The sequence below is a fragment of the Paraclostridium bifermentans genome (assembly GCF_019916025.1).
GTDB lineage: Bacteria > Bacillota > Clostridia > Peptostreptococcales > Peptostreptococcaceae > Paraclostridium > Paraclostridium bifermentans.
On record NZ_CP079737.1, the window covers coordinates 1,217,972 to 1,239,767 of the forward strand.

Annotated in this window: 18 protein-coding genes and 2 other annotated features; of the genes, 11 read left to right on the forward strand and 7 right to left on the reverse strand. The window is 27.8% G+C overall.

Annotation, left to right across the window (positions count from 1 at the left end):
• The first annotated feature begins 214 nt into the window (after positions 1-214).
• Positions 215-1,807: a hypothetical protein gene (locus KXZ80_RS05820; protein WP_021432517.1), complete on the forward strand. Its 1,593-nt coding sequence runs from the start codon at positions 215-217 to the stop codon at positions 1,805-1,807.
• A gap of 21 nt (positions 1,808-1,828) precedes the next feature.
• Here KXZ80_RS05820 and KXZ80_RS05825 read toward each other — a convergent pair whose 3' ends face one another.
• Positions 1,829-2,572: a hypothetical protein gene (locus tag KXZ80_RS05825; protein ID WP_021432518.1), complete on the reverse strand. Its 744-nt coding sequence runs from the start codon at positions 2,570-2,572 to the stop codon at positions 1,829-1,831.
• A gap of 142 nt (positions 2,573-2,714) precedes the next feature.
• On the reverse strand, positions 2,715-3,803 hold the full coding sequence (locus KXZ80_RS05830) for an AI-2E family transporter (RefSeq protein WP_021432519.1): 1,089 nt from the start codon (positions 3,801-3,803) through the stop codon (positions 2,715-2,717).
• 138 nt (positions 3,804-3,941) lie between these two features.
• Here KXZ80_RS05830 and KXZ80_RS17810 point away from each other — a divergent pair, with 138 nt between their 5' ends.
• The 5 genes from KXZ80_RS17810 to KXZ80_RS05850 are packed head-to-tail and all read left to right on the forward strand — an operon-like array spanning position 3,942 to position 9,202.
• Positions 3,942-5,588: a S8 family peptidase gene (locus KXZ80_RS17810; protein WP_021432520.1), complete on the forward strand. Its 1,647-nt coding sequence runs from the start codon at positions 3,942-3,944 to the stop codon at positions 5,586-5,588.
• Complete coding sequence (locus KXZ80_RS05840) at positions 5,585-7,255, forward strand: S8 family peptidase (protein ID WP_021432521.1); 1,671 nt, start codon at positions 5,585-5,587, stop codon at positions 7,253-7,255. The genes KXZ80_RS17810 and KXZ80_RS05840 overlap by 4 nt, the downstream gene beginning before the upstream one ends.
• An 18-nt stretch (positions 7,256-7,273) precedes the next feature.
• On the forward strand, positions 7,274-8,218 hold the full coding sequence (locus KXZ80_RS17650) for a S8 family serine peptidase (protein ID WP_021432522.1): 945 nt from the start codon (positions 7,274-7,276) through the stop codon (positions 8,216-8,218).
• Between the two features lie 42 nt (positions 8,219-8,260).
• A complete protein-coding gene (locus KXZ80_RS17655) occupies positions 8,261-8,947 on the forward strand; it encodes a S8 family serine peptidase (protein WP_226883762.1) in 687 nt (228 codons plus the stop codon).
• A 60-nt stretch (positions 8,948-9,007) separates the two neighbouring features.
• The gene (locus tag KXZ80_RS05850; RefSeq protein ID WP_021432524.1) at positions 9,008-9,202 is read left to right on the forward strand and encodes a CDIF630_02480 family spore surface protein; all 195 of its coding nucleotides are present in this window, start codon (positions 9,008-9,010) and stop codon (positions 9,200-9,202) included.
• Between the two features lie 51 nt (positions 9,203-9,253).
• Here the strand turns inward: KXZ80_RS05850 and KXZ80_RS05855 are convergent, their stop codons facing one another.
• Positions 9,254-9,649, reverse strand: a complete 396-nt coding sequence (locus KXZ80_RS05855; protein ID WP_021432525.1) for a hypothetical protein — start codon at positions 9,647-9,649, stop codon at positions 9,254-9,256.
• Between the two features lie 128 nt (positions 9,650-9,777).
• Positions 9,778-10,010, forward strand: a binding site (T-box leader).
• 55 nt (positions 10,011-10,065) lie between these two features.
• On the opposite strand from KXZ80_RS05855, the gene asnS reads away from it, so the two are divergent.
• Both asnS and KXZ80_RS05865 read left to right on the forward strand, forming a co-directional pair.
• On the forward strand, positions 10,066-11,466 hold the full coding sequence (gene asnS, locus KXZ80_RS05860; protein WP_021432526.1) for an asparagine--tRNA ligase: 1,401 nt from the start codon (positions 10,066-10,068) through the stop codon (positions 11,464-11,466).
• A gap of 216 nt (positions 11,467-11,682) precedes the next feature.
• Positions 11,683-12,258, forward strand: a complete 576-nt coding sequence (locus KXZ80_RS05865) for a DUF3867 domain-containing protein (protein ID WP_021432527.1) — start codon at positions 11,683-11,685, stop codon at positions 12,256-12,258.
• Between the two features lie 31 nt (positions 12,259-12,289).
• Here the strand turns inward: KXZ80_RS05865 and KXZ80_RS05870 are convergent, their stop codons facing one another.
• Positions 12,290-14,437 carry a YhgE/Pip domain-containing protein gene (locus tag KXZ80_RS05870; RefSeq protein WP_021432528.1) on the reverse strand — a complete coding sequence of 716 codons (2,148 nt, stop codon included), beginning with the start codon at positions 14,435-14,437 and terminating at the stop codon, positions 12,290-12,292.
• Positions 14,438-14,670: 233 nt separating this feature from the next.
• The gene (locus KXZ80_RS05875) at positions 14,671-16,050 is read right to left on the reverse strand and encodes a YjiH family protein (protein WP_021432529.1); all 1,380 of its coding nucleotides are present in this window, start codon (positions 16,048-16,050) and stop codon (positions 14,671-14,673) included.
• An 85-nt stretch (positions 16,051-16,135) separates the two neighbouring features.
• Positions 16,136-16,353: a binding site (T-box leader), on the reverse strand.
• Positions 16,354-16,528: 175 nt separating this feature from the next.
• Here KXZ80_RS05875 and KXZ80_RS05880 point away from each other — a divergent pair.
• Positions 16,529-17,116 (forward strand): hypothetical protein, encoded by a 588-nt coding sequence (locus tag KXZ80_RS05880; RefSeq protein WP_021432530.1) that lies wholly within the window; start codon positions 16,529-16,531, stop codon positions 17,114-17,116.
• Positions 17,117-17,151: 35 nt separating this feature from the next.
• On the opposite strand, the gene KXZ80_RS05885 is transcribed toward KXZ80_RS05880, so the two are convergent.
• Positions 17,152-19,065, reverse strand: coding sequence for an ABC-F family ATP-binding cassette domain-containing protein (locus tag KXZ80_RS05885; protein ID WP_021432531.1), 1,914 nt, complete (start codon positions 19,063-19,065; stop codon positions 17,152-17,154).
• A gap of 89 nt (positions 19,066-19,154) precedes the next feature.
• Positions 19,155-19,463: a hypothetical protein gene (locus KXZ80_RS05890; RefSeq protein WP_021429060.1), complete on the reverse strand. Its 309-nt coding sequence runs from the start codon at positions 19,461-19,463 to the stop codon at positions 19,155-19,157.
• Positions 19,464-19,629: 166 nt separating this feature from the next.
• Here KXZ80_RS05890 and KXZ80_RS05895 point away from each other — a divergent pair, with 166 nt between their 5' ends.
• Together KXZ80_RS05895 and KXZ80_RS05900 are read left to right on the forward strand one after the other, a co-directional pair.
• Positions 19,630-20,511: a YegS/Rv2252/BmrU family lipid kinase gene (locus KXZ80_RS05895; protein ID WP_021428957.1), complete on the forward strand. Its 882-nt coding sequence runs from the start codon at positions 19,630-19,632 to the stop codon at positions 20,509-20,511.
• Between the two features lie 80 nt (positions 20,512-20,591).
• Complete coding sequence (locus KXZ80_RS05900; RefSeq protein ID WP_021432532.1) at positions 20,592-21,794, forward strand: alanyl-tRNA editing protein; 1,203 nt, start codon at positions 20,592-20,594, stop codon at positions 21,792-21,794.
• The last annotated feature ends 2 nt before the right edge of the window (positions 21,795-21,796 follow it).

Consider the following 21,796-nt stretch of genomic DNA (forward strand, 5'->3'; position numbering starts at 1 on the left):
TTTTTTAAATGTTTAAACAAAGTAAATTGTTACCCTTCAGAGTTTTACTTAATCTAAATTTAGGAATAAATGAAATTTATATCCTAAATAATAGCATAAAATATTTTTAAATAGTTTTAAAAATGTACATTATAGTATATAATTTTAATAAGAAATATCATATTAGAGGGCTACTTAATGAGGTAGTCCTTTAATTTAATAAGGAAGTGGATTAATGAATTTTTGGAGGGAGAAAAAAAATAAATTTTATTTTTGTAGTGTAGTTATTATAGCTATACTCATAGGCCAGTATTTTCTTTTCAAATATGGAATAGTAAGTCCACTAGTAAAAGGTGTAGAACTGCGGATAACTAAAGGTGAATATATTCAGAATATAGATGAATATGTAATAAAATTAGGCGATTCTATAAAAGTAAATAGTGGAGAATATATTGTTATACCACCATATGCATCAAAGCCTAATATTGGCTATAAAGCATCTGATTCCGATATTATATCGATAAAAGGTGATACAATAACTGGTATAAAAGAAGGATACTCGGCAATTATGATTATGAAAGATAGTAGAGCTATAAGAAAAGCTACTATAAGGGTAGTAAACCCAAAAGTAGAAAATCTAGATGTATCTATAAATCAGTTAAAATATGTAGGGGATACTTCTCCTATAGATGTAAATGTAGATGTTGACTTTAAATTTAATGATAAAGAGCAGTATACATATGAAATCTCTGATAAAAAAGTTTTGAAAATTGAAAATAACAAAGTTAAAGCTATTGGAGTTGGAAGCTCTACATTGAAAATAAAAGCTGGAAATAAAACTAAAGAGTACAAATTCAACATACAAGCTAAAGTTTCTAATTTATACAGTAACAATAATATAAATGTGCATATAAATGAAGAAAAGAGCTTAGGAGTGAAGGTAGAAACATATCCTAAAAATTTAGAACACCCTAAGGTTAATTATGAAATTGTTGGATTTAAGTTCCCAATAGCAACTGCAATTGAGGTTTCTAGCGATGGAATTGTAACTGGGCTTAGAGAAGGTAGCGAGAAGGTAAAAGTTACTTGTGGTGGAAAAAGCAAAATCATAACCGTAAATGTATTAAAAGAGAATACTGAATCTAAAAAAATTAAAAATTTAGAAGCTAGTTCTATAATAAATGGAGACAATTTAGAAATAAATCTTTCATGGGATTATTTAGATGATGTTCCAGAGTACGAGATATATCTAAAAAATAACTCTAAAGGAGAAAAAGATTTCAGCTTATTTAAATCAATAAAAGTAGAAAAATATGAATTAGATAAAGATAAAAAGGTAAAAACTTCTATTAGTATTGACTTAAAAGGTATAGAAAAACCAGATATAGACTTATATGTTGTAGGCAAATCTGATGGAGTATATACTCAGAGAAGTGATACAATAAATATTAAAAAAGAACATCCAATTGTAGAAAATATTCAAGACTACAAAGTTGAAAATCTAGAAGGAGCTATTTCTGATGATGGAAATATAAATCTTTCATGGAATAAGTTGGATAAATTTGATTGTACATATAGTGTATATGTACGAAATAATTTAACTTCACCAAATGGAGGGTTTGAGTTATATCAACATGGAGTAAGTGAAAATAAGATAACTATTCCAGCTAATTTACTAGAAGATATAAATATGGATGTATATATTGTAGCAAATTCATCTCAAGGATCTAGTAAAAGCAGTGATATATTAAATTTAGAAAAAAAGAAAATTGAGGATGAAGTTGAGAAACCAGTTTTACAAATAAAAAATCCTGAGAGTACATTTTAAAATGTATTCTCAGGATTTTTATTATCTTATTTTTTCTAAGTATCCACTTGGATGGAAGTAGTAGATACTAGATGTATTTTTATCTACAAAATATCCTAAATCAGTATCTACATTAGGTAAAAATACATATCCAGAAAGACCTTTATCCTTTAAAACAGGGAATGTATTTTCATCACCTTGATAAGCATAAACTAAATTTGGATTCATATTTAATAGTAAATTTAAAGCATCATCTTTGCTTAAAGTTTTTGCTACGTTAGTGTTTTCGTTTTTGTTAACTTCATCAGATTTATTATTTTCAACATCTTTATTAGAATCATCAGGTTTAACAACATCTTGATCTTTGTTAATATTATCATTTTTATTAACATCTTGTTTTTTGTTAGCTTCAGTAGTACTAGAAGCATTATTTTTTACAACATCATCTTTTTTATTAGTTTCATTAGATTTAGAAACTTCTTTCTTACTTGAATCTACTGCATTAGAAACTTCTTTTTTAGATTCTAAATCAGAGTTTTTGTTGTTAGTAGAAGTACTAACTTCTTTAGCTGTGATATCTTTATTAGAATCACTATTATCTATATCAGATACAGTATTAGTTTCTAATGTTTTATTATTTATATTTTCTTCGGCGACTGGCTTTTCAACCTTTGTGACTTCGTTACTAGGTTTTGAATCATTATTTGCAAATGAAGATTTTAAAATTGGATTAGTAACAAATAATACACTACAGAAAACAAATAAAACAATAACTAATTTTTTCATATCATTACCTCTTTTCAAATATATATGTTATCTTCTATACATAAATATTACCATAAATCAATTGTATTATAACAGTTACATACTTGTTACTTGAGGTTACTAAATTGTAATTAAAAAAATGTTTAAAAAGTATAATTATTTACTATAATGTAGAATTATATTTATGGTTTATAAAGTTAACTAAATAGATCTTTAAAACTCCCATTAAAGGTGCAGAAAGAATCATACCTGGGATACCAAAAAACCCACCGCCTACTGTAACAGCTAAAATTGTGAAAAATGGACTAAGACCTAGTTGTCCACCTACTATTTTAGGTTCTATAAATGCAATTTCAACTTGTTGAACAAGAATTAAGTATACTAATGAAAATAATGCAACACTAGGATTATAAAATAAATTGATTAAAACAACAGGGGTCATACCTATTACAGGACCAAAATATGGAATCATGTTCATAAAACCTATTAAAGTTCCAAATAATAGAGCGTATGGAGATCCTATAAGATAAAGTCCAACTCCAGATATAACTCCAACTATAAATGAATCTAAAATTTTACCAGCGAAGTACTTTCCTATATTTTCGTTTAAGCTGTTTCCTACTTCTAAAATAAACGATGTTCTTTTTTCGCCTATTAGCACATGCATCGTTTTTTTTGAAAATGAAATAAAGCTCTCTTTTTCTAAAATTATATAGAAACAAATTATAAAAGCTAATATAAACTGAACTATAAACTTAGAAATAGAAAAAGTTGTTGTAAATATATCACCTAAATATCCAATAAGTAGGTTGCTTATTTGAGGCATAGCTGAAAATATTTTATCCACAACTTCTTTTAAAGTTTTAGGGTCAATATTTTTTAATTGGTCTCCAATTTCTATAAAGAAAGATTGTGTTTGTTTTGCATATATCGGAAATTGGCTAATAATATCAGCTAAACTATTTACGATGATAGGAGCTGTAAAAAATACAAATGAAATTATAATAAATATTAAAATTCCATAGGTTATAAGTAAAGAATAAATTCTTTTTAGTTTTAATTTACGCTCTAAAAAATTTACAATAGGTGAAAATATGTAAGCTAAAATGAAAGCTATAATAAAAGGTGTCAGTAAAGACAATAAGAGCTTTACTACATCGAAAAAGTACTTATAGTTGTCTATAAACTTGATAAATACATATGTTATTATAAGTGTTAAAACTAAATTAACGTTGATTTTACTACCTTTCAATGTGAATCATCCTTTCAATAAATTTTAAAATGAAAAATAAAGTAATATATCTATTATACAATAAAAGTAATATGAATATATATAGTAATGGAAATAAATTCTAAAATATAGAATTGAGGTCATCTTTTTAGGTAGGAGGTGTTTTTTATAAATTACGAAGTAATTGTTAAGTATAACGGAGATATATCTGAGATAGAAAAAGATTTAGGAGTATCAGTTGAAAAATTAGGATATAACTATGCAATTATAATTGCTGATAGTGCTGAAAAAATTGATTCACTTTTAAATTATCCACAAATAGAATATTTAGAGAAACCATTTATATTAACAACACAAGATGTTCAAAGTTTTTCAAGAACTGGAATTACAAGATTTAAAAATACCAACAGATTAACAGGAAAAGGAACTATTATAGGAATTATTGATTCGGGAATAGATTACAACATAAATTTATTTAAGGATTCAAACGGGAATTCAAAAATACTTTATTACTGGGACCAATCAATTCAAGGGAAACCACCAGAAGGATTTCAATATGGAACTTTATATACCAATGAAGATATAAATAAAGCAATTAAAAGAGAAGTGAATATACCAATATCTCCAACAAGCACACATGGTACACATGTAGCAGGAATAGCGTGTCAAATAGCTGAAGAAGCTAATTTAATTGTTGTAAGAGTAGGTAGTGTAGTAACTGACGTTTTTTCTAAAAGTACTGAATTTATGAGAGCTATTAAGTTTATTTTAGATAAAGCATTAGAACTAAAGATGCCAGTAGCTATAAACATAAGCTATGGTAGTAATGAAGGCTCTCATAGAGGATTATCATTATTTGAACAATATATTGATGACATGTCAGCATTTTGGAAAAATAATATAGTCGTAGCAGCAGGGAACAATGGAGATAAGGATGGTCATAAAAGTATAAAGTTGGATAAAGAGACAACGGAAGTTGAATTTGTAGTGGGAGAAAATGAAAAAATTTTAAATATAAATATATGGCCTGAATTTATTGATGATTTTAGTGTTTATGTAGTTAATCCGTCAAATATAAAGAGTCAGGAAATATCTTTAACCTCGGGAGAAATAAAGAATGTGTTAGGGGGTACGAGGGTAAAAGGATATTTTTATCCAATAGCACCATACTCTTTATCTAGAAGAATATCAGTACAACTTACTTCACCTACATTTATAAATCCAGGTATATGGAAGTTGGTTTTTACGCCTATAAATGTAGTTATGGGAGATGTAAGTATATATTTACCTACATCAGAAGGCATTAGTAAAGATACTCGTTTTTTAGAAGCTAGTAAAAATTTGACAGTGACTGTTCCAGGAACTGCTAATAAAGTCATAACAGTAGGAAGTTTTAATTCAACAACAGATACTGTATCTATTTTCTCAGGAGAAGGAGATATTGAGCAAAATGTGTATAAACCAGATTTACTAGCACCAGGAGAAAATATTTTATCTGTGCTTCCAGGAGGCAGTATTGGAGCATTAACTGGAACCAGTATGGCAACTCCTCATGTTACTGGGGTAGTATCACTATTAATGCAGTGGGGAATTGTCGACAAAAATGATTTATTTCTTTACTCACAAAAAATAAAGGCATTTTTATTAAAAGAAGCAAAAAGGAGTTCTACTTATACATATCCAAATAACTCTATGGGATTTGGATTTTTAGATTTAACAGATGTTAGACTAGATAACATATCTAATTTTAATAAAGAATATGATTCACTTTATAGAAAAAAGAAAAAAAAAAACTCAAAACCATGAATAGGCTAGAACTTCCCCTTGATTTAGCTTTTAGATATCATGTAATACATGGACCTAACTTTGAAGAAGAGCTTAAAGCAACTGGATTAGAGTACACTTACTATGAAATAAGTGACACAGAGGGTGTGTTGACATTACCTATAAGAGATCCGAATAGATATAATAAACTATTAAAAATACAGTCCTTAAAAATATTGGACTCAAGTATTGTCATGAATCAATTAGGTACAATAAGCAGAGATACTAGCAATGGCGTGGTTGCTAAAGAAGAGATAGGAGCTAACTTTTTGCAAAATAACTCAAATATACCTATAACTGGAAAAGGTGTATTAGTTGCAGTTATAGATTCAGGAATAGATTATTTACATGAAGATTTTATATACCCTGATAAAACATCAAAAATAGAATATATATGGGATCAGACTATAGATGGAAAGCCCCCAAAAGGATATAAGATAGGAACTGAGTATTCAAGGGAAGATATAAACAAGGCTATACAAGCTAACGATAAGAATTTAACTAAAGATGAAACTGGGCATGGAACTATGGTAAGTGGAATATGCTCAAGTCTTGGAAGTTTAAATAAGCAATATTCAGGAGTTGCACCGGATTCAGAGCTTATAATCGTAAAATTAAAAAAGATTGATAAAAACTATGATAGTACTTTTTTTGAAGCTGGAATTAGGTATGCATATCAGAAATCGATAGAGTTAAATAAACCAATAGTTATTAACTTATCTCTAGGAAGTAATAGCTTAATAGGAGCAACAGAAAATGTATTAGGTGAAGAACCTACATTTACAAGAGGGGTTTGCATAGTATCTGCAGCAGGAAATGAAGGAAATACTCAAACTCATTCAATGGGCAAAGTAAGCTTTGTTGGGCAGCAAAAAGATATAGAATTGGAGATTTTTGAAGATGAAAGTCTTTTAGAAATAAATATATGGATAAGTAAGCCAGATAAAATAAGTGCAGCTGTTATAGCTCCTAGCGGAGAACAAAGTAAATTTATAAAAGTATCTAGTTACAATGAAGTTTCAGGGTTATTTGATCTTGAAGCTACATGGTATGTAATAACGTATGTATATCCAACTGAATATTCAGGGCAAGAACAAATAACAGTACTTCTTAAAAATGCAACAAAGGGAATCTGGAAGATAAGATTAAAGGGAGAGTATATAACGAATGGAACTTATAATGCTTATTTGCCAAATCGAGCAATAATAAATCCTGGAACAAAGTTTCGAGATTCTACATCAGCATATACTATTAATTATCCATCTACATATGGCGATGTAATTTCAGCAGGTGCATACAACTTAGTTGAAAATAGTATATGGCCGCCATCATCAAGAGGACCTACAATAAATGGATTATTAAGACCTGATATAGTAGCACCAGGAGTTAATATAATTTCAACATACCCTGGAAATAGTTATGCAACTCTAACAGGAACCTCTGCATCAGGAGCTTATTTAGCAGGATCAGTTGCTTTGTACTTACAATATGCATTAGTAGATAATTACTATCCATTAAAAGGTTTTACTAATATGATAAGAACCTATATACATGCCGGAGCTAGAAGAAACTCAGAAATAATCTATCCAAATGATATTTATGGATATGGTTTTTTAGATATTAGAGGAGCTTTTGACCAACTCAAATAAAAAGGAGGAAATTTTATTTTGGAAAAATCCTACCTTATAATTTATAAAGGTGACATAGCATCTGATTTAAAAAAAGCTGGAATAGAAAAATATATGATTTTAAATAATAATCTTACAGTAATATATGTGCCAAAAAATTTTAGAGAAGAAAATTTAAATAGAATTCCAAGCATTACTTGGTGGCAAAACTCAGTGCCAATGAGTTCTTTAATTGAAATAACTAATAATTTACCTGAAGGTGTAAGTGTATCAGATGCAGCTGGCACAGATTATATATATAAAAATCCATATATACAATCAACAGGTAAAAATGTTTTAATTGCGATTATAGATTCAGGTATAGATTATTTACATCCAGATTTTATAGAAAACAATAAAACAAAAATAGTATCTATATGGGATCAAGAAAGCGATAAGAAAAAGCCACCAGAGGGATTAATTTTTGGAAGTGAATTTACAAGTGAAGATATAAATAAAGCTATAGAAGGAAAAGATAACACATTAAGTGAAGATAGGATAGGAACAGGAACTACAGCAGCAGGTATAGCATCAGGAAGAGGAAATTTAAACTCTCAGTATAAAGGGGTTGCTATAGATAGTGAATTAGTTGTTGTTAAGCTTAGAGAGTATAAAGATACCTATAAAAAAGGGAAAATAAATTATCAAAAATCAGATTTTCTAGCAGCTATAAGATATGTATTAGACGTGGCAAAGAAAGAAAATAAGAATATGATAATAAACTTAACAATAGGCTTGATTTCAAAATCTATTGTCGAGTCGACTATGTTATCTACGTTTAATGAGTTATCTCAACCTGGTATTGTAGTAGTAAGTGGAGCTGGAAATGAAGGAAATACAGATATCCATTACAGAGGCAAAATCAAAAGCAATGAAAAAGTAGATGATATAATTATCCAAGTTGGAAATCAAACCAATTTAGATATAACATTAGTCGTAAATTGACCTGATAAAATTGGGGCTATGCTAATATCCCCATCGGGTGAAATGAGTTATAAAATTATGTACTCTCCGGAGTATTATGTATATAAAGGGAAATTTAATCTAGAAAATACTGATTATGAGATGAGACTTGCCTATCCTTGGTTAGAGTCAGGAAATGAGGAGCTGACAATAAGTTTATTTGATATAAAACCTGGTATATGGACTCTTAGATTGATTCCAGAATTTATAATAGAAGGAAACTATGATGTCTATTTACCAAATAAAAATATTATTTCAAATGAAACTAGATTTTCAGATCCAGCATCAGAAGCTACGATAACTATGTATGCAGCGTCAGACAACGTAATAACTATAGGAACCTATAATGATAAAACAGATAGTATTTGGATTGGATCTTCGAAAGGGCCTGTAAAATTAAGTCTTATTAAACCAGATATAGTTGCTCCTGGAGTGGATATAATATCAACCTATATAAACAGTTCATACAATACCTCTATTGGTACTGGAGTCAGCGCTTCTATAGTAAGTGGAGTATTGGCAATTATATTTGAATATATAATTTCAGAGTATGAGTTTGCCAAAGAATTATTGTCAGTTGAGCCTTTAAAAACATATTTAATGTTGGGGGCTACTAAAAAAGATATATATACATATCCAAATATCACTCAAGGATATGGAATATTAAATTTAAAAAATACTATAGTGGAAATTGCAAATAACTTCGAATAAGATGAATTTTATATATCATAATGTAAAAACTAATTACAAAATGAAAAAGAGGTGATTATTATGACAAATGAAAAAAGTAAACCACTAAATGGAGAAGGAAACAAAAGATTAAAAGCTCATAGACCTGTAAAAAATGAATATACAGCAGCATGGGCAGGAACTAAAGAGTTAAAAGAGAATAGTAATGTATCTATACCATCATTAAATAATGTTGAAGAAGCTAAGGATTGGGTAGATAACGGAAGTAAATTATAATAAAAAAAACGCTACTTAATTTAAATTAAGTAGCGTTTTTTTTATTATAATTTATTCACTAGGTACTAGTATATATTCACCTGATTTTATATTATAATCACTAGAAATAATATCTATATTTTCTTTATAAACAACCTTTCTAAAATCATCAATATCTTCTATATTGGTATTGTAAGATTTTATTATATCATCTATAGTTTCACCTGAGTTGACCAAGTGCTTTACCAAGTGACGCCCATCCATAACCTTCTTATGGGCTTTGGTATAAGAAAGTTCAGTTAAATCATTAAAAGCAGGTACATTTTCAGATAAATAATTTACAGAAGTATCTAAACAAGTTATATAATTATAGATAGCTTCTTTGAAAACTTGAGACAAAGATGTGCAATCATCAACCACAGGGCCTATAAATAGCAATATAACTATAATTAATAATACATATTTCATATAAAACACCCTCCTACATAGGAGTATTATAAAATTTGTGAAAAATATACAAATTTTATGAAAAATAAAACATTGACTAGAAAAATATAAGTTGGTATAATCTTAGTAATAATTGAAATAATATAAAAATAAAGACAGTGAAGAGAAGAGTAGATATAAAATGTAGTTACAGCGATTTGAGGATGGTGAAAGCTCAATACGAAGTTTATATTGAAGAACATCTCGGAGTCTCTAACCGAAATTTAAGAAAGTAGGCTTAGACGGAAGGTCCCGTTATAGACCATAAGCAATGCTTAGCTAAGAGGCCATTTTTATGGCAATTAGGGTGGTACCGCGATAGTAATAGTCTTTCGTCCCTTTATTTGGGATGAAGGGCTTTTTTTAATATTTAAATTTAATTTTTAGGAGGACATAAAATGCAAAGAGATTTTATAGAAATTAAAGATCTTTACAGAAACAAAGAAGAACATATCGGTAAAAGTATAAAAGTAGCTGGATGGATAAGAACATCTAGAGCGTCTAAAAATTTCGGATTTATAGAATTAAATGACGGAAGTTTCTTCAAAAACATGCAAGTAGTAATATCAGATGAGAAGTTAGAAAACTTCAAAGAAATAACTAAGCTTCCAATAAGTTCATCAATACTAGTTGAGGGTGAGCTTGTAGCAACAGAAGGGGCAAAGCAACCTGTAGAAATACATGCAACTAATATTGAACTAGAAGGGGAATCAGATAGTTCATACCCATTACAAAAGAAAAGACATACTTTAGAATATTTAAGAACTATAGCTCACTTAAGACCTAGAAGTAATACTTTTTCAGCAGTGTTCAGAGTAAGAAGTTTAGCAGCTTATGCTATACACAAGTTCTTCCAAGATAGAAACTTCGTATATGCACATTCACCAATCATAACAGGAAGTGACTGTGAAGGTGCTGGAGAAATGTTTAGAATAACAACTATGGATTTAAACAGTATACCTAAAACTGAAGAAGGTGCAATAGATTACTCTAACGACTTCTTTGGAAAAGAAGCTAACCTAACAGTTAGTGGACAATTAAATGCTGAAATAATGGCACTTGCATTTAGAAATGTTTATACATTTGGACCAACATTTAGAGCAGAAAATTCATTCACACAAAGACATGCATCAGAGTTTTGGATGATAGAGCCTGAAATAGCATTTGCTGACTTAGAAGACAATATGGAACTTGCAGAAGATATGATAAAATATGTTATAAGCTATGTTATGGAACATGCTCCAGAAGAAATGGAATTCTTCAATAGTTTCATAGATAAAGGATTAATAGAAAGATTAAACAATGTAGTAAACTCTGAATTTACTAGAATAACATATACTAAAGCTGTAGAAATGTTACAAGAATCAGGTCATGAGTTTGAATATCCAGTTCAGTGGGGAGACGATCTTCAAACAGAGCATGAAAGATATTTAACAGAACAAGTATTTAAAGCTCCTGTATTTGTTACAGATTATCCAAAAGATATAAAAGCATTCTACATGAGAATGAATGAAGATGGAAAAACTGTTAGAGCTATGGACCTTTTAGTTCCTGGCGTAGGAGAAATAGTTGGAGGATCTCAAAGAGAAGAGAGACATGATGTATTATTAGATAGAATAAAAGAAATGAATTTAAATGAAGAAGATTACTGGTGGTATTTAGAATTAAGAAAATATGGAACAGCTACTCACTCAGGATTTGGATTAGGATTTGAGAGAATAATAATGTATATGACTGGTATGGCAAACATAAGAGACGTAATACCATTCCCTAGAACTCCAAAAAATGCAGAATTCTAATTTTATGTAATATAACAAAATTTTATTATATAAACAAAAGCCCTTAGATATTATCTAAGGGCTTTTAATATTTAAATTTAAATATATGATAATATAGTAGTTTAATGGAAAATATAAATTAAATATAAGCTAAATTTCAATATGTAGACATTAAAACTTTATTAGAATATAATAGTAATAAGGTTAAAAGATAAAGGTTAATCAGGAGGTAAAGATATGTCAGACGATAGAATAATTGATTTCAATGAACTAAAAAATAAAGTAAAAGATTCTGATGTAGATAAGTTTGAACAATATATATATACTCTTTATAACTCAGTAATGAGTGGTAGTATGAGTATGGTTGAGTTTTCTAAAAAAATAATGGAATATATGAATGAAAATAACATATCTCAAGAAAAATTTATAAATATCCAAAAGAAATTTATGGAGAGATATGGAATGGATTCTTCTGAAATTGATGAACAATTAAAGAACCTTGGTATAGATCCTAAAAATATAGACTTAAGCAATATGGAGAATGTCAATTTTGAAGAAATAAAAAAAAGTATAGGGTTTTATGAAAAATATAATTATAAGATAAAACCAAAAGCTTCTGTAGAAACATATATAAAAAATGATCACAATGATATAAGAATTATATTTGATCAAGAACAAGTTACTTTAATAAGTCAAGGAAAGATAAACCTTGTTGATGCAGAGCTTAATGAACTTTTACTATCATATAAAAATTCATTAGATAAGACTATAAACATAACTATGTGTGAAAACATAACAGAATATGATTATTAAAAAAGAGATAGGAATTATCCTATCTCTTTTTTTAATGTTCAGAAAGACCACTCTCACTGAACTTTTCATTAAATTTATGATAAATTTTGTTTATAGGTTTTTTAAGTGGTAATGCAATTATAAGAGAAATTGCTATATAGAATGTTAGAATAGCTAAATCTCTATATAATACAGGAGTATAAACCCCACCAACAGATTCTCTTAACATAGAAATTGAATAAGTAAATGGTAGATATGGATTTACCATTTGGAAAAACTTAGGTGTAACTTCTATTGGGAATGTACCACCTGAACCAGCTACTTGTATAACTAAAAGTATAATTCCCATAGCTTTACCCATATTACCGAATACAGAAAGTAGAGAATAAACAATAGCTGTAAATACTATACTTGTAAATACAGAACCTAACACTAGTAGAACTGGATCTACAGGTTTTACACCAAGTACATAAATGTCTCCTAGACTTACTATTAATGCTTGGACTATTGCAATTAATACAAATGTAAGACCTCTACCAAAATAAACCTCATAAGATTTATAATTTCCATGAACCTCAGCAGATAAAAGTGAAGATAATAAAAGTAATCCAACCCATAATGATAATACTGTATAGAATGGAGTCATAGCTGATCCATAATTTTCTATTGGGTATAACTTATTTTCTTTAACCGTAACAGGTTCTTTTAAGAAGTTCTTTTTAGATACTATATCATTTTTAAGTAATTTAACTAAATCATTAAGATTTTCTTCATCATTTACCTTTTTAACTGCATCAGTAAGTTCATTAACCATACTTTCAACTTTAGGTAATTTTTCTTTAGCGTAGTTAATTCCTTCAAGACCTTTATCTGATAACTTAAGTGTAGTATTTAGTATATCTTCAGCCTGAGGAAGCTTATTTTCAGCTTCTTGAAGTGTTTTTATAACATCATCACTAACAGAATATCCTTTTTCAAATATATCATTTATAGGGCCTGAAACTTTACCATCAAAATTATTATATAATGAAGATGTAATTGACTGTATATCAGATCCTATTTTTAAGACATTACCTAAAACATCATCAGCAGGTGTCTGTCCACTTTGAATTTGACTCTTTATTGAGCTTAACGAATTCATACCTTGAGTTAATTTTGAATCTAAATCCTTTAATCTGTTTATAGTATCACTTAAAGGATGGTTTTGAGTAAGGTTATTTAATTTAGTTAAAAATTCTAAAACAGAATTATTTATAGTTGCTAAATTATGTAACTTACTTGATAGATTATCTATTAACATTATAGCATCATCAGAACCATTCTTTATTGCATTATTAAGTGCATTTGCAGTATCCATAATAGAGTTAGATATATCATTCATTAAGCCTATATCATTCTTTATTATAGGAGCAACTTTATTTATACTATCTTGAGAACTCTTTAAAAACTTTTGAACGTCAGCTGACAATCCTTGAGCTTGGTTTATAGTATTTTTTATTAAAGGTAAATCTTTTTGAATATCTTTAACTAAATCGGTAGCTTTAACAACACCATTAGATGCAAGATTTATTGTTTCGTTTAAATCTCCAAATTTACCTTGTACTTCAACTAAAGAGTTTTCAACATCATTTAGTTTTGGAATTTGACCTTCAAGTTCTATTCCTAATTCATTAGATACCTCAAATAAAACTTGGCTTACTGTTTCAACTACAGTTTGATTTATTTGTAATTGTATCGTAGATGCTCCTTTATCCGTAATTTTTGGAGCAATAGCATTTATCTTCTCATTTACAGAGTAAATTAATTCACCTTTTTTAACATCAGATGATATAAGAGAAGTTAAATCTTTTGAGAAATTTGCAGGTATCTCAATAGATGCATAATACTTACCATCTTTAACACCTTTTAAACCATTGTCTTTATTAACGAATTTCCAACCTAAATCAGAGTTATCTTTTAGGTTTTTTACAAGTTCATCACCAATATTTATTTCTTTGTCCCTTACAGTAGTACCTTTATCGTTGTTTACAATAGCTACAGATATATTACTAGTACTACCATATGGATCCCAAGATGCCTTTATATTAAACCATGCATATAAAGAAGGTAAAATACAAAGTGCGACTACAACTATAAGCATAGCATAATTTGTAAATATGTCTTTTAAATCTTTTTTGAATATATTAAGGATGTTTCTCAATATAATATTCACCTCCAAAAGTAAGAATTCTAACAAATTTAAATTATAATGTTTTTAGTCCAAATAGTCAATATTAAAATTAAAATATATTAAAAATTATACTTATATAGTAATTATAACCAAAGTAATCAAGTATATGACAAATAAAAAAAATACTTTGCTTATGTCGACATAATATTGATTACAATTGAAATTAAAAAAGATGGTCTATTTGACCATCTAAGATTTTACTATTACTTTAATATTAACTTAGCTAATATCGTTATAATTGGTAAAGCTATTAAAGTTCTTGTCAAAAATATAATAAATAAATCTTTTAAATTTAATGGGATATCTGATTTTAATATAACTGCACCTGTTTCTGTTAAGTATAGAAGTTGAGTTATAGATAGAGCTCCTATTATAAATTTCGTTAATATATCAAAGTGAGTACCTGATACCATTATAGAAGGTAAAAACATATCAGCAAATCCAACTAATACAGCTGGAGCAGCTTCTACGGCATTAGGTATTTGAAGTAACTTAAGTAAAAATACTACAGGGAATGATATCCAAGTAAATATAGGTGTAAACTCAGCTACTATAAGTGCAATTGTTCCCCAGGCCATTACAAGAGGAAGTAAAGCTAAATACATATCTACAACAGTTTTAAATCCATTTTTAATTATTAGATTTAATGAAGGTGCATTTTCAGCTCTATATAAAGCTTTAGATAAAGCAAATGAAAATACATTCTCACCTTCTGGAATAAGTTCTTCTTTTAAATGGTCTACATTGTTATAAGTTTTATCTTTAATATGAGCTAAAGGGTATATACGAGGCATTATAATAGCACAGGCTAAAGAAGCAACACAAACACAACCATAAAAAGGAACAAACAAGCTCATTAATCCTAACTGATCAGCTATGACTGTTGAGAAAGGTAAAGATACCAATGAAAAACAAACAGATATTATGCAAGCTTCTTTTGCAGTATAAAACCCTTGCTTATACTGAGTATTTGTTATCATAATACCAAGAGTACCATCACCAAGCCAAGACGATATAGCATCTACAGCAGAACGACCAGGAACTTTAAATATATTGTACATAAATTTAGAAATTAAAGTTCCTACAAAATCCATAAGACCAAAGTCTACAACTAAAGGTAATAAAAATCCAGAAACTAAGAAAATTGCTAAAAGACTAGGTAAAATTCCTAAAATTGTTTGTCCAGTAACTTCAGACTTAACGAATTCAGGACCAAATCCTAAAACCGTCATAGATACAAATATAGCTCCTAATACTCTAAAAGATAACCAAAATAAAGGAACATCTAGTATACTTTTAAGAAAATCATTTTTAATATTTACAAATTTACTTAATATAGATAAAAGTGCTGATGAAACAATTACTATAAGTGCTATATAATCTAAATAATTAGAAAATGATATTTTTATTAATTCGGCTAAAAATCCAATTCCTATGTTTATTGAAGAAATTCCTTCAATTGGTACCATATTTCCATATGGAAGAGGGATTACAAATAATATTAATCCTAATAATGATGGGATTAAAAACTTAATAAAACTATTAGATGTAGGTTTGTTATAAAAGCTAATTTTATTCTCCATAAAATAATATCTCCTTTTGAATTTTATATTAAAACGTCTTTATAAATGCATTTATTTTTAAATTAAAAAAGTCCCTTGGCAAAAGCCAAGAGACGAAAATTTTCCGCGGTACCACTCTGGTTGATAGAGATAAAAAATTATCCTATCCACTTAATCTCTTAAGGCGAGAAAACCTATAGTCATACTTAATTTCAAACTACATTCTCCAAAGCTCTCTTCACAATAAACTTCATTACTAGGCTCACACCAACCCTAGTTCGCTGAAAATCCATTTAGAGTTACTCTCTTTTTCACAGAATTTTTAATATTTATTTTATAACTATCGTAATAAAAAAAATGAATGTTGTCAATAAAAAAAATGAATTATTTAAAAATTTCCAAAATAGCAATGAAATAATGATAGAATTTTAACAAGGATAAAAGCATAATATATATTAAAATCTTAATAAGAAATAAAAAATAGTTTGGGGGGATGTTCTTGTCTAATAATTATGAAAAAGCAATAGATTTATTAGAGAATGGTGAATCTAAAGAGGCTAAAAAATATTTTTTAAAAGCCTATGAAGAAGGATTTAAAAAGTCATTGTATTACTTGAGAAAAATTAGGAAAGAAGAGCATGAATGCAAAAAATTAGTAAAAAATTTAACATATGATAAAATAAAAAGTAAACTTGGATATGTAGTAGAAATACCAATTCATTTCACAAAGTTAGACACTATAGATGACAAATGTTTTGATACTATAACTATGGAAAAAGATGAGGATTTTGATTTTTATAATATAAAAACACATGGATTTTTAATAGAAATTCCAGATGGTTGTATTGATTTAGTTTCTGTTGATTCTGTTATAAAAAACATGTCAAATATAGATGAGATTAGAAATTATAAAAATGGAAAAATAATAGTAAGTAAGTCTATTCAAGGAACTATAAACTACACATTAATTACTTCTGGAAATAAGGGAATATATGAATTTAAAATAGATGTAGATGAATTTTTAGTTGATGAATATAGGGATGTAATAGATTCTATTTTTGATAGTTTCTATATACTTGAAGATTAAAATAAATTAAAAAATGACCTTTTAAAGGTCATTTTTTAATTTATATTTTTATTACTATCTATTTCTTCAGCTAAGTTATTTAAATATTCCCATCTTTCATATTTAAACTCAAGTTCTTTTTCTAATTTTGATTTTTCATCAAGCATTTCTTGTAATTTAGTAAAATCAGTTGAATATTTATCTAAATTACCATCAATAGATTGAATTTTATTTTCAAGAGAAGATATATCACCATCTATAGTATCAAATTCTCTTTGTTCATTAAATGTGAATTTTAATTTTTTATTATTTTTAGGTTTTTCTTTTTTTACTTCGTTTTTAGGTTTTTCTTCAACAATTTCAATTTCGTCAGGTTGACTTTCTTTAAATATTAGATAATCACTATAGTTACCAGTAAAAATGCCTATTTCACCATTTCCGCTATATGCAAATATTTTATTACATATTCTATCTAGGAAATATCTATCATGAGAAACACATATAACTACGCCTGGAAACTGATCTAAATAATCTTCAAGTCTATTTAATGTTTCTATATCTAAGTCATTTGTAGGCTCATCTAAAAGAAGCACATTAGGTGCGGACATTAAGGTTCTTAAAAGATGAAGTCTACGTCTTTCTCCACCTGAAAGTTTTTTAATAAGTGTATATTGCATAGTTCCGTCAAATAAAAATCTTTCACACAATTGAGATGCAGTTATTTTTTGACCATCAGACGTTTCTATGTAATCACTAACTTCTTTAACATAATCTATAGCACGCATTTCTAAATTCATATGAGCATCATCTTGAGAGAAACAACTGATTTTTACTGTTTCACCAATTTCTATATGACCAGAGTCTGGATTTAATTTACCATTTAATATGTTTATTAAAGTTGATTTACCTATACCGTTTTTACCTATTATTCCAATTCTATCAGTTCTAGCAATTGCATACTCTAAATCGGTGATTAATTTTTTTTCTCCAAATGATTTAGATATATTATGAATTTCTATAATTTTTTTACCAAGTCTACTTGATGCAGTAGTTATTTCAAGATTTTCATTTCCAGATAATACCTCAGTATTGACAAGGTCATCAAATCGTTGAAGTCTAGCTTTTTGTTTAGTTGTACGAGCACGAGCTCCTCGTCTAACCCAAGCAAGTTCAGTTCTTATTAAACTTTGTCTTTTTTGTTCCATGCTAGACTCTAGAGCTAATCTTTCCATTTTTTTCTCAAGAAATGCAGAATAATTTCCATCATAACTAAAAAGTCTACCCTTATCAAGTTCAACTATTCTATTTGTAACTCTATCTAAAAAATATCTATCATGAGTTATCATAAGTAATGATAAGTTTTTGTTATTTAAATATTCTTCTAGCCAATCTATAGTATCATTATCTAAATGGTTTGTAGGTTCATCTAAAATTAATAGCTCACAAGGTGTTATAAGTGCTGAAGCAAGTGATATTCTTTTTCTTTGACCTCCAGATAATTCAGCAATTTTTTGATTGAAATTAATGATACCAAGCTTTGTTAAAACTGATTTTGCTTCGCTCTCAAGATCCCAAAGATTAAGCGCATCAATTTTTTCTTGTAATTTTATTAAATTATTATTTAAATCTTCATTAAAGTTTTCGCTTAAACTGTCTAATATACTTTGATAATCACGAAGAATTTTCATTTCATTAGATGTTCCCTTAAAAACTTGCTCAAGAACTGTAGCATTTTCATCATAATATGGATTTTGAGGAAGGTATTCTATTCTAACTTTATTAGGTTTAGTTACGGTACCACTATCAGGTTCTTCTGCACCTGATATTATTTTAAGTAAAGTAGATTTACCAGTACCATTAACACCTATAAGGCCTATTTTTTCTCCATCATTTATTCCTAATGATATATTGTTAACTAGTACTTTTTCAGAGTAACTCTTTGTTATATTTTCTAATGTAATTAAGTTCATTTTATCACCCTTATAGTTATTTTAATTTACTAAACTATTATAACAGTTTTTGTATTATATAGGAATTTAAAAAAAGAAAGATACAGTTTTTACTTACTAGTACCTTTCTTTTTAATAACTTTTTTCTTTTTTCTTTTTACTATGTATGACCTGTCAAATGAATCTAGAGTTTGTGTTTCAGTGTTATTGTTACTTTCAAGTCTGGCTTTACAAGTTATTCTAATTTCTGAAGCTAGAGCAAGTTCTTCTCCAAGTGCAACCAAAAAAGATCCCAATATTCCTAAGTCCTCATCATCATCAATTTCTTGACCTATTATAGATGCGAATATCGCGACTAAAAACATATATTGGTTAGCAAATGAATTACAGTTATTATAGTAATTTGTTTGTTTGGACATATAACCTCCTTAAAAAATATATAATAACAGTATATGGATATATTATAAAAATGGAACAAAAAATTTAATATAAATATATTTTTATAATATAATTGCTTATAAGTAAACATAATATTAAAATAGATATAGAACTTGTTATATACATAATTGAAAAGTGGTGATGTAGATGAAAAAAATTAAGTTTATATACAATCCAAATTCTGGTGATAAAAAAATAGTGTACAAGCTAGATAATATAATATCTAAATTTCAAGATAATGGATATACAATTGTGCCATATAGAGTATCTAAAAACAATACCATGGAAAAAGGGTTAGAAGATATTAATGATAACTATGAGTATATTTTAGTTGCCGGAGGAGATGGAAGTATAGATAGACTTGTAAACTTCATGAAAAAAAATAATATAGATTTGCCAATTGCAATACTTCCTACTGGAACTGCAAATGATTTTGCAAATGTGCTTAAGATACCATTAGACATAAATTTAGCAATAGATAAGATAATTAATTCAAAACCTACTAATATAGATTTAGGAATTATTAATGAAGATTACTTTGTAAATATTGCAAGTTCGGGTATGTTTACAGATGTTTCACAAAGAGTAGATGAAAATCTAAAAAATTCTATAGGTAGAGTATCATATATAATAAAAGGAATAGAAGATGCACTTCATTTAAGAAAATTTAGTGTACATGTTAAGTCAAAAGAGTTAGAGTACGAAGGTGATATGTACTTGATTTTAGTTTTAAATGGAAGAACTGCAGGAAATATAAACTTAGCACATTATGCTATGTTAGATGATGGATACTTAGATGTAATAATTTTTAAGGCAATGCCAATACCTAAAACTATTCCACTTCTTTTAGATATTATAAAAGGAGCACCTATAGATAAATACAATGAAATTATATATTTTAAAACAGATGATTTGTATATAGATTGTGAAGAAAATATAGTGACAGATATAGATGGAGAAAGAGGTCCTGATTTCCCTCTTCATATAAAATGTGATAAAGAAGGTATTAAGATATTAGGAATTGAATAAGGTAAATTATAAAAATCCACATTGATAGAAATGTGGATTTTAGTTTATACTTGTATATATCAAATAAAAAGGAGTACAAAATGGAAAAGTTATATTACAAAGATCAATATATAAAAGAATTTACAGCAGAAATTGTTGATATAAAAGAAAAAGATTCTAATTTTCATATTCAATTAGATAAAACTGCATTTTTCCCTGGAGGAGGAGGTCAGTTTTGTGATACTGGGAAAATTGATAATCACGAAGTAATAGATGTATATGAAGAAGATGGATTAGTATTTCATGTAACAAAAACTAAGCCTATAAAAGTACATAAAGTAAAGTGTAGTATAGATTGGGAAAAAAGAGAAGATGGTATGAATCAACATTTTGGGCAACACGTCCTATCTGGATGCTTTTTCAAGTTATTTAATGCAAACACAGTAGGTTTTCACTTAGGACAAGATATTAGCACTGTAGATATACAAGGTTTTTTAACTGACGAACAAATTAAGGAAGCTGAAAACTTTGCAAATGAAATTATAAATAGAGATATATATGCAGAGTTTTTAACTCCTGATAAAAAAGAATTAAAAAAGATGGGATTAAGAAGAGACCTGCCTAAGACTAATGAACAAATAAGAGTTGTAAAAATAGGTGATTTAGATATAAATGCATGTTGTGGTGTACATCCAAGATCAACACTATCTCTTAGAATGATAAAAATAAAAAGATTTGAAAAATGTAGAAATGCTACTAGAATAGAGTATTTAGCAGGTAAAAGAGCAATTGAGTACAGCATGGACAGAGATAATTGCTTAAATGATATATGTAGATACCTAAAGTGTGGAGATAAAGACGCTATTAATGGAATTAAGAACTTACATAAAAACCTAGAAGATACATTACAATATAATAAAAAAATAGAAAGTGAAATAGCTAGATATCAAGTTAAAGAAATGATAGATTTAGGAGAAAAAATAGGAGATATATCTTTAATTAAAAAAACATATGAAAATGAAAATGTAAAATATGCATCTAAAATTGTTTCTAAGTTAGTTGAAAATGAAAACACAATAGCTTTAGTAGCAGTTAAAAATGAAGATAAAGTTAACTTTATATTTGCTACATCAAAAGGAATAGAAAAACTTGATATGAATGAGTTATTAAAGGATTCTATAAAGTTAGTAGATGGTAAAGGTGGGGGTAGTAAAGTTTTAGCCCAAGGAGCAGGAAAAAATAATGGAAATATAGATTCAATGTTTGATTATGTATCTATGAAAATATCAAATTTATTAAAATAACA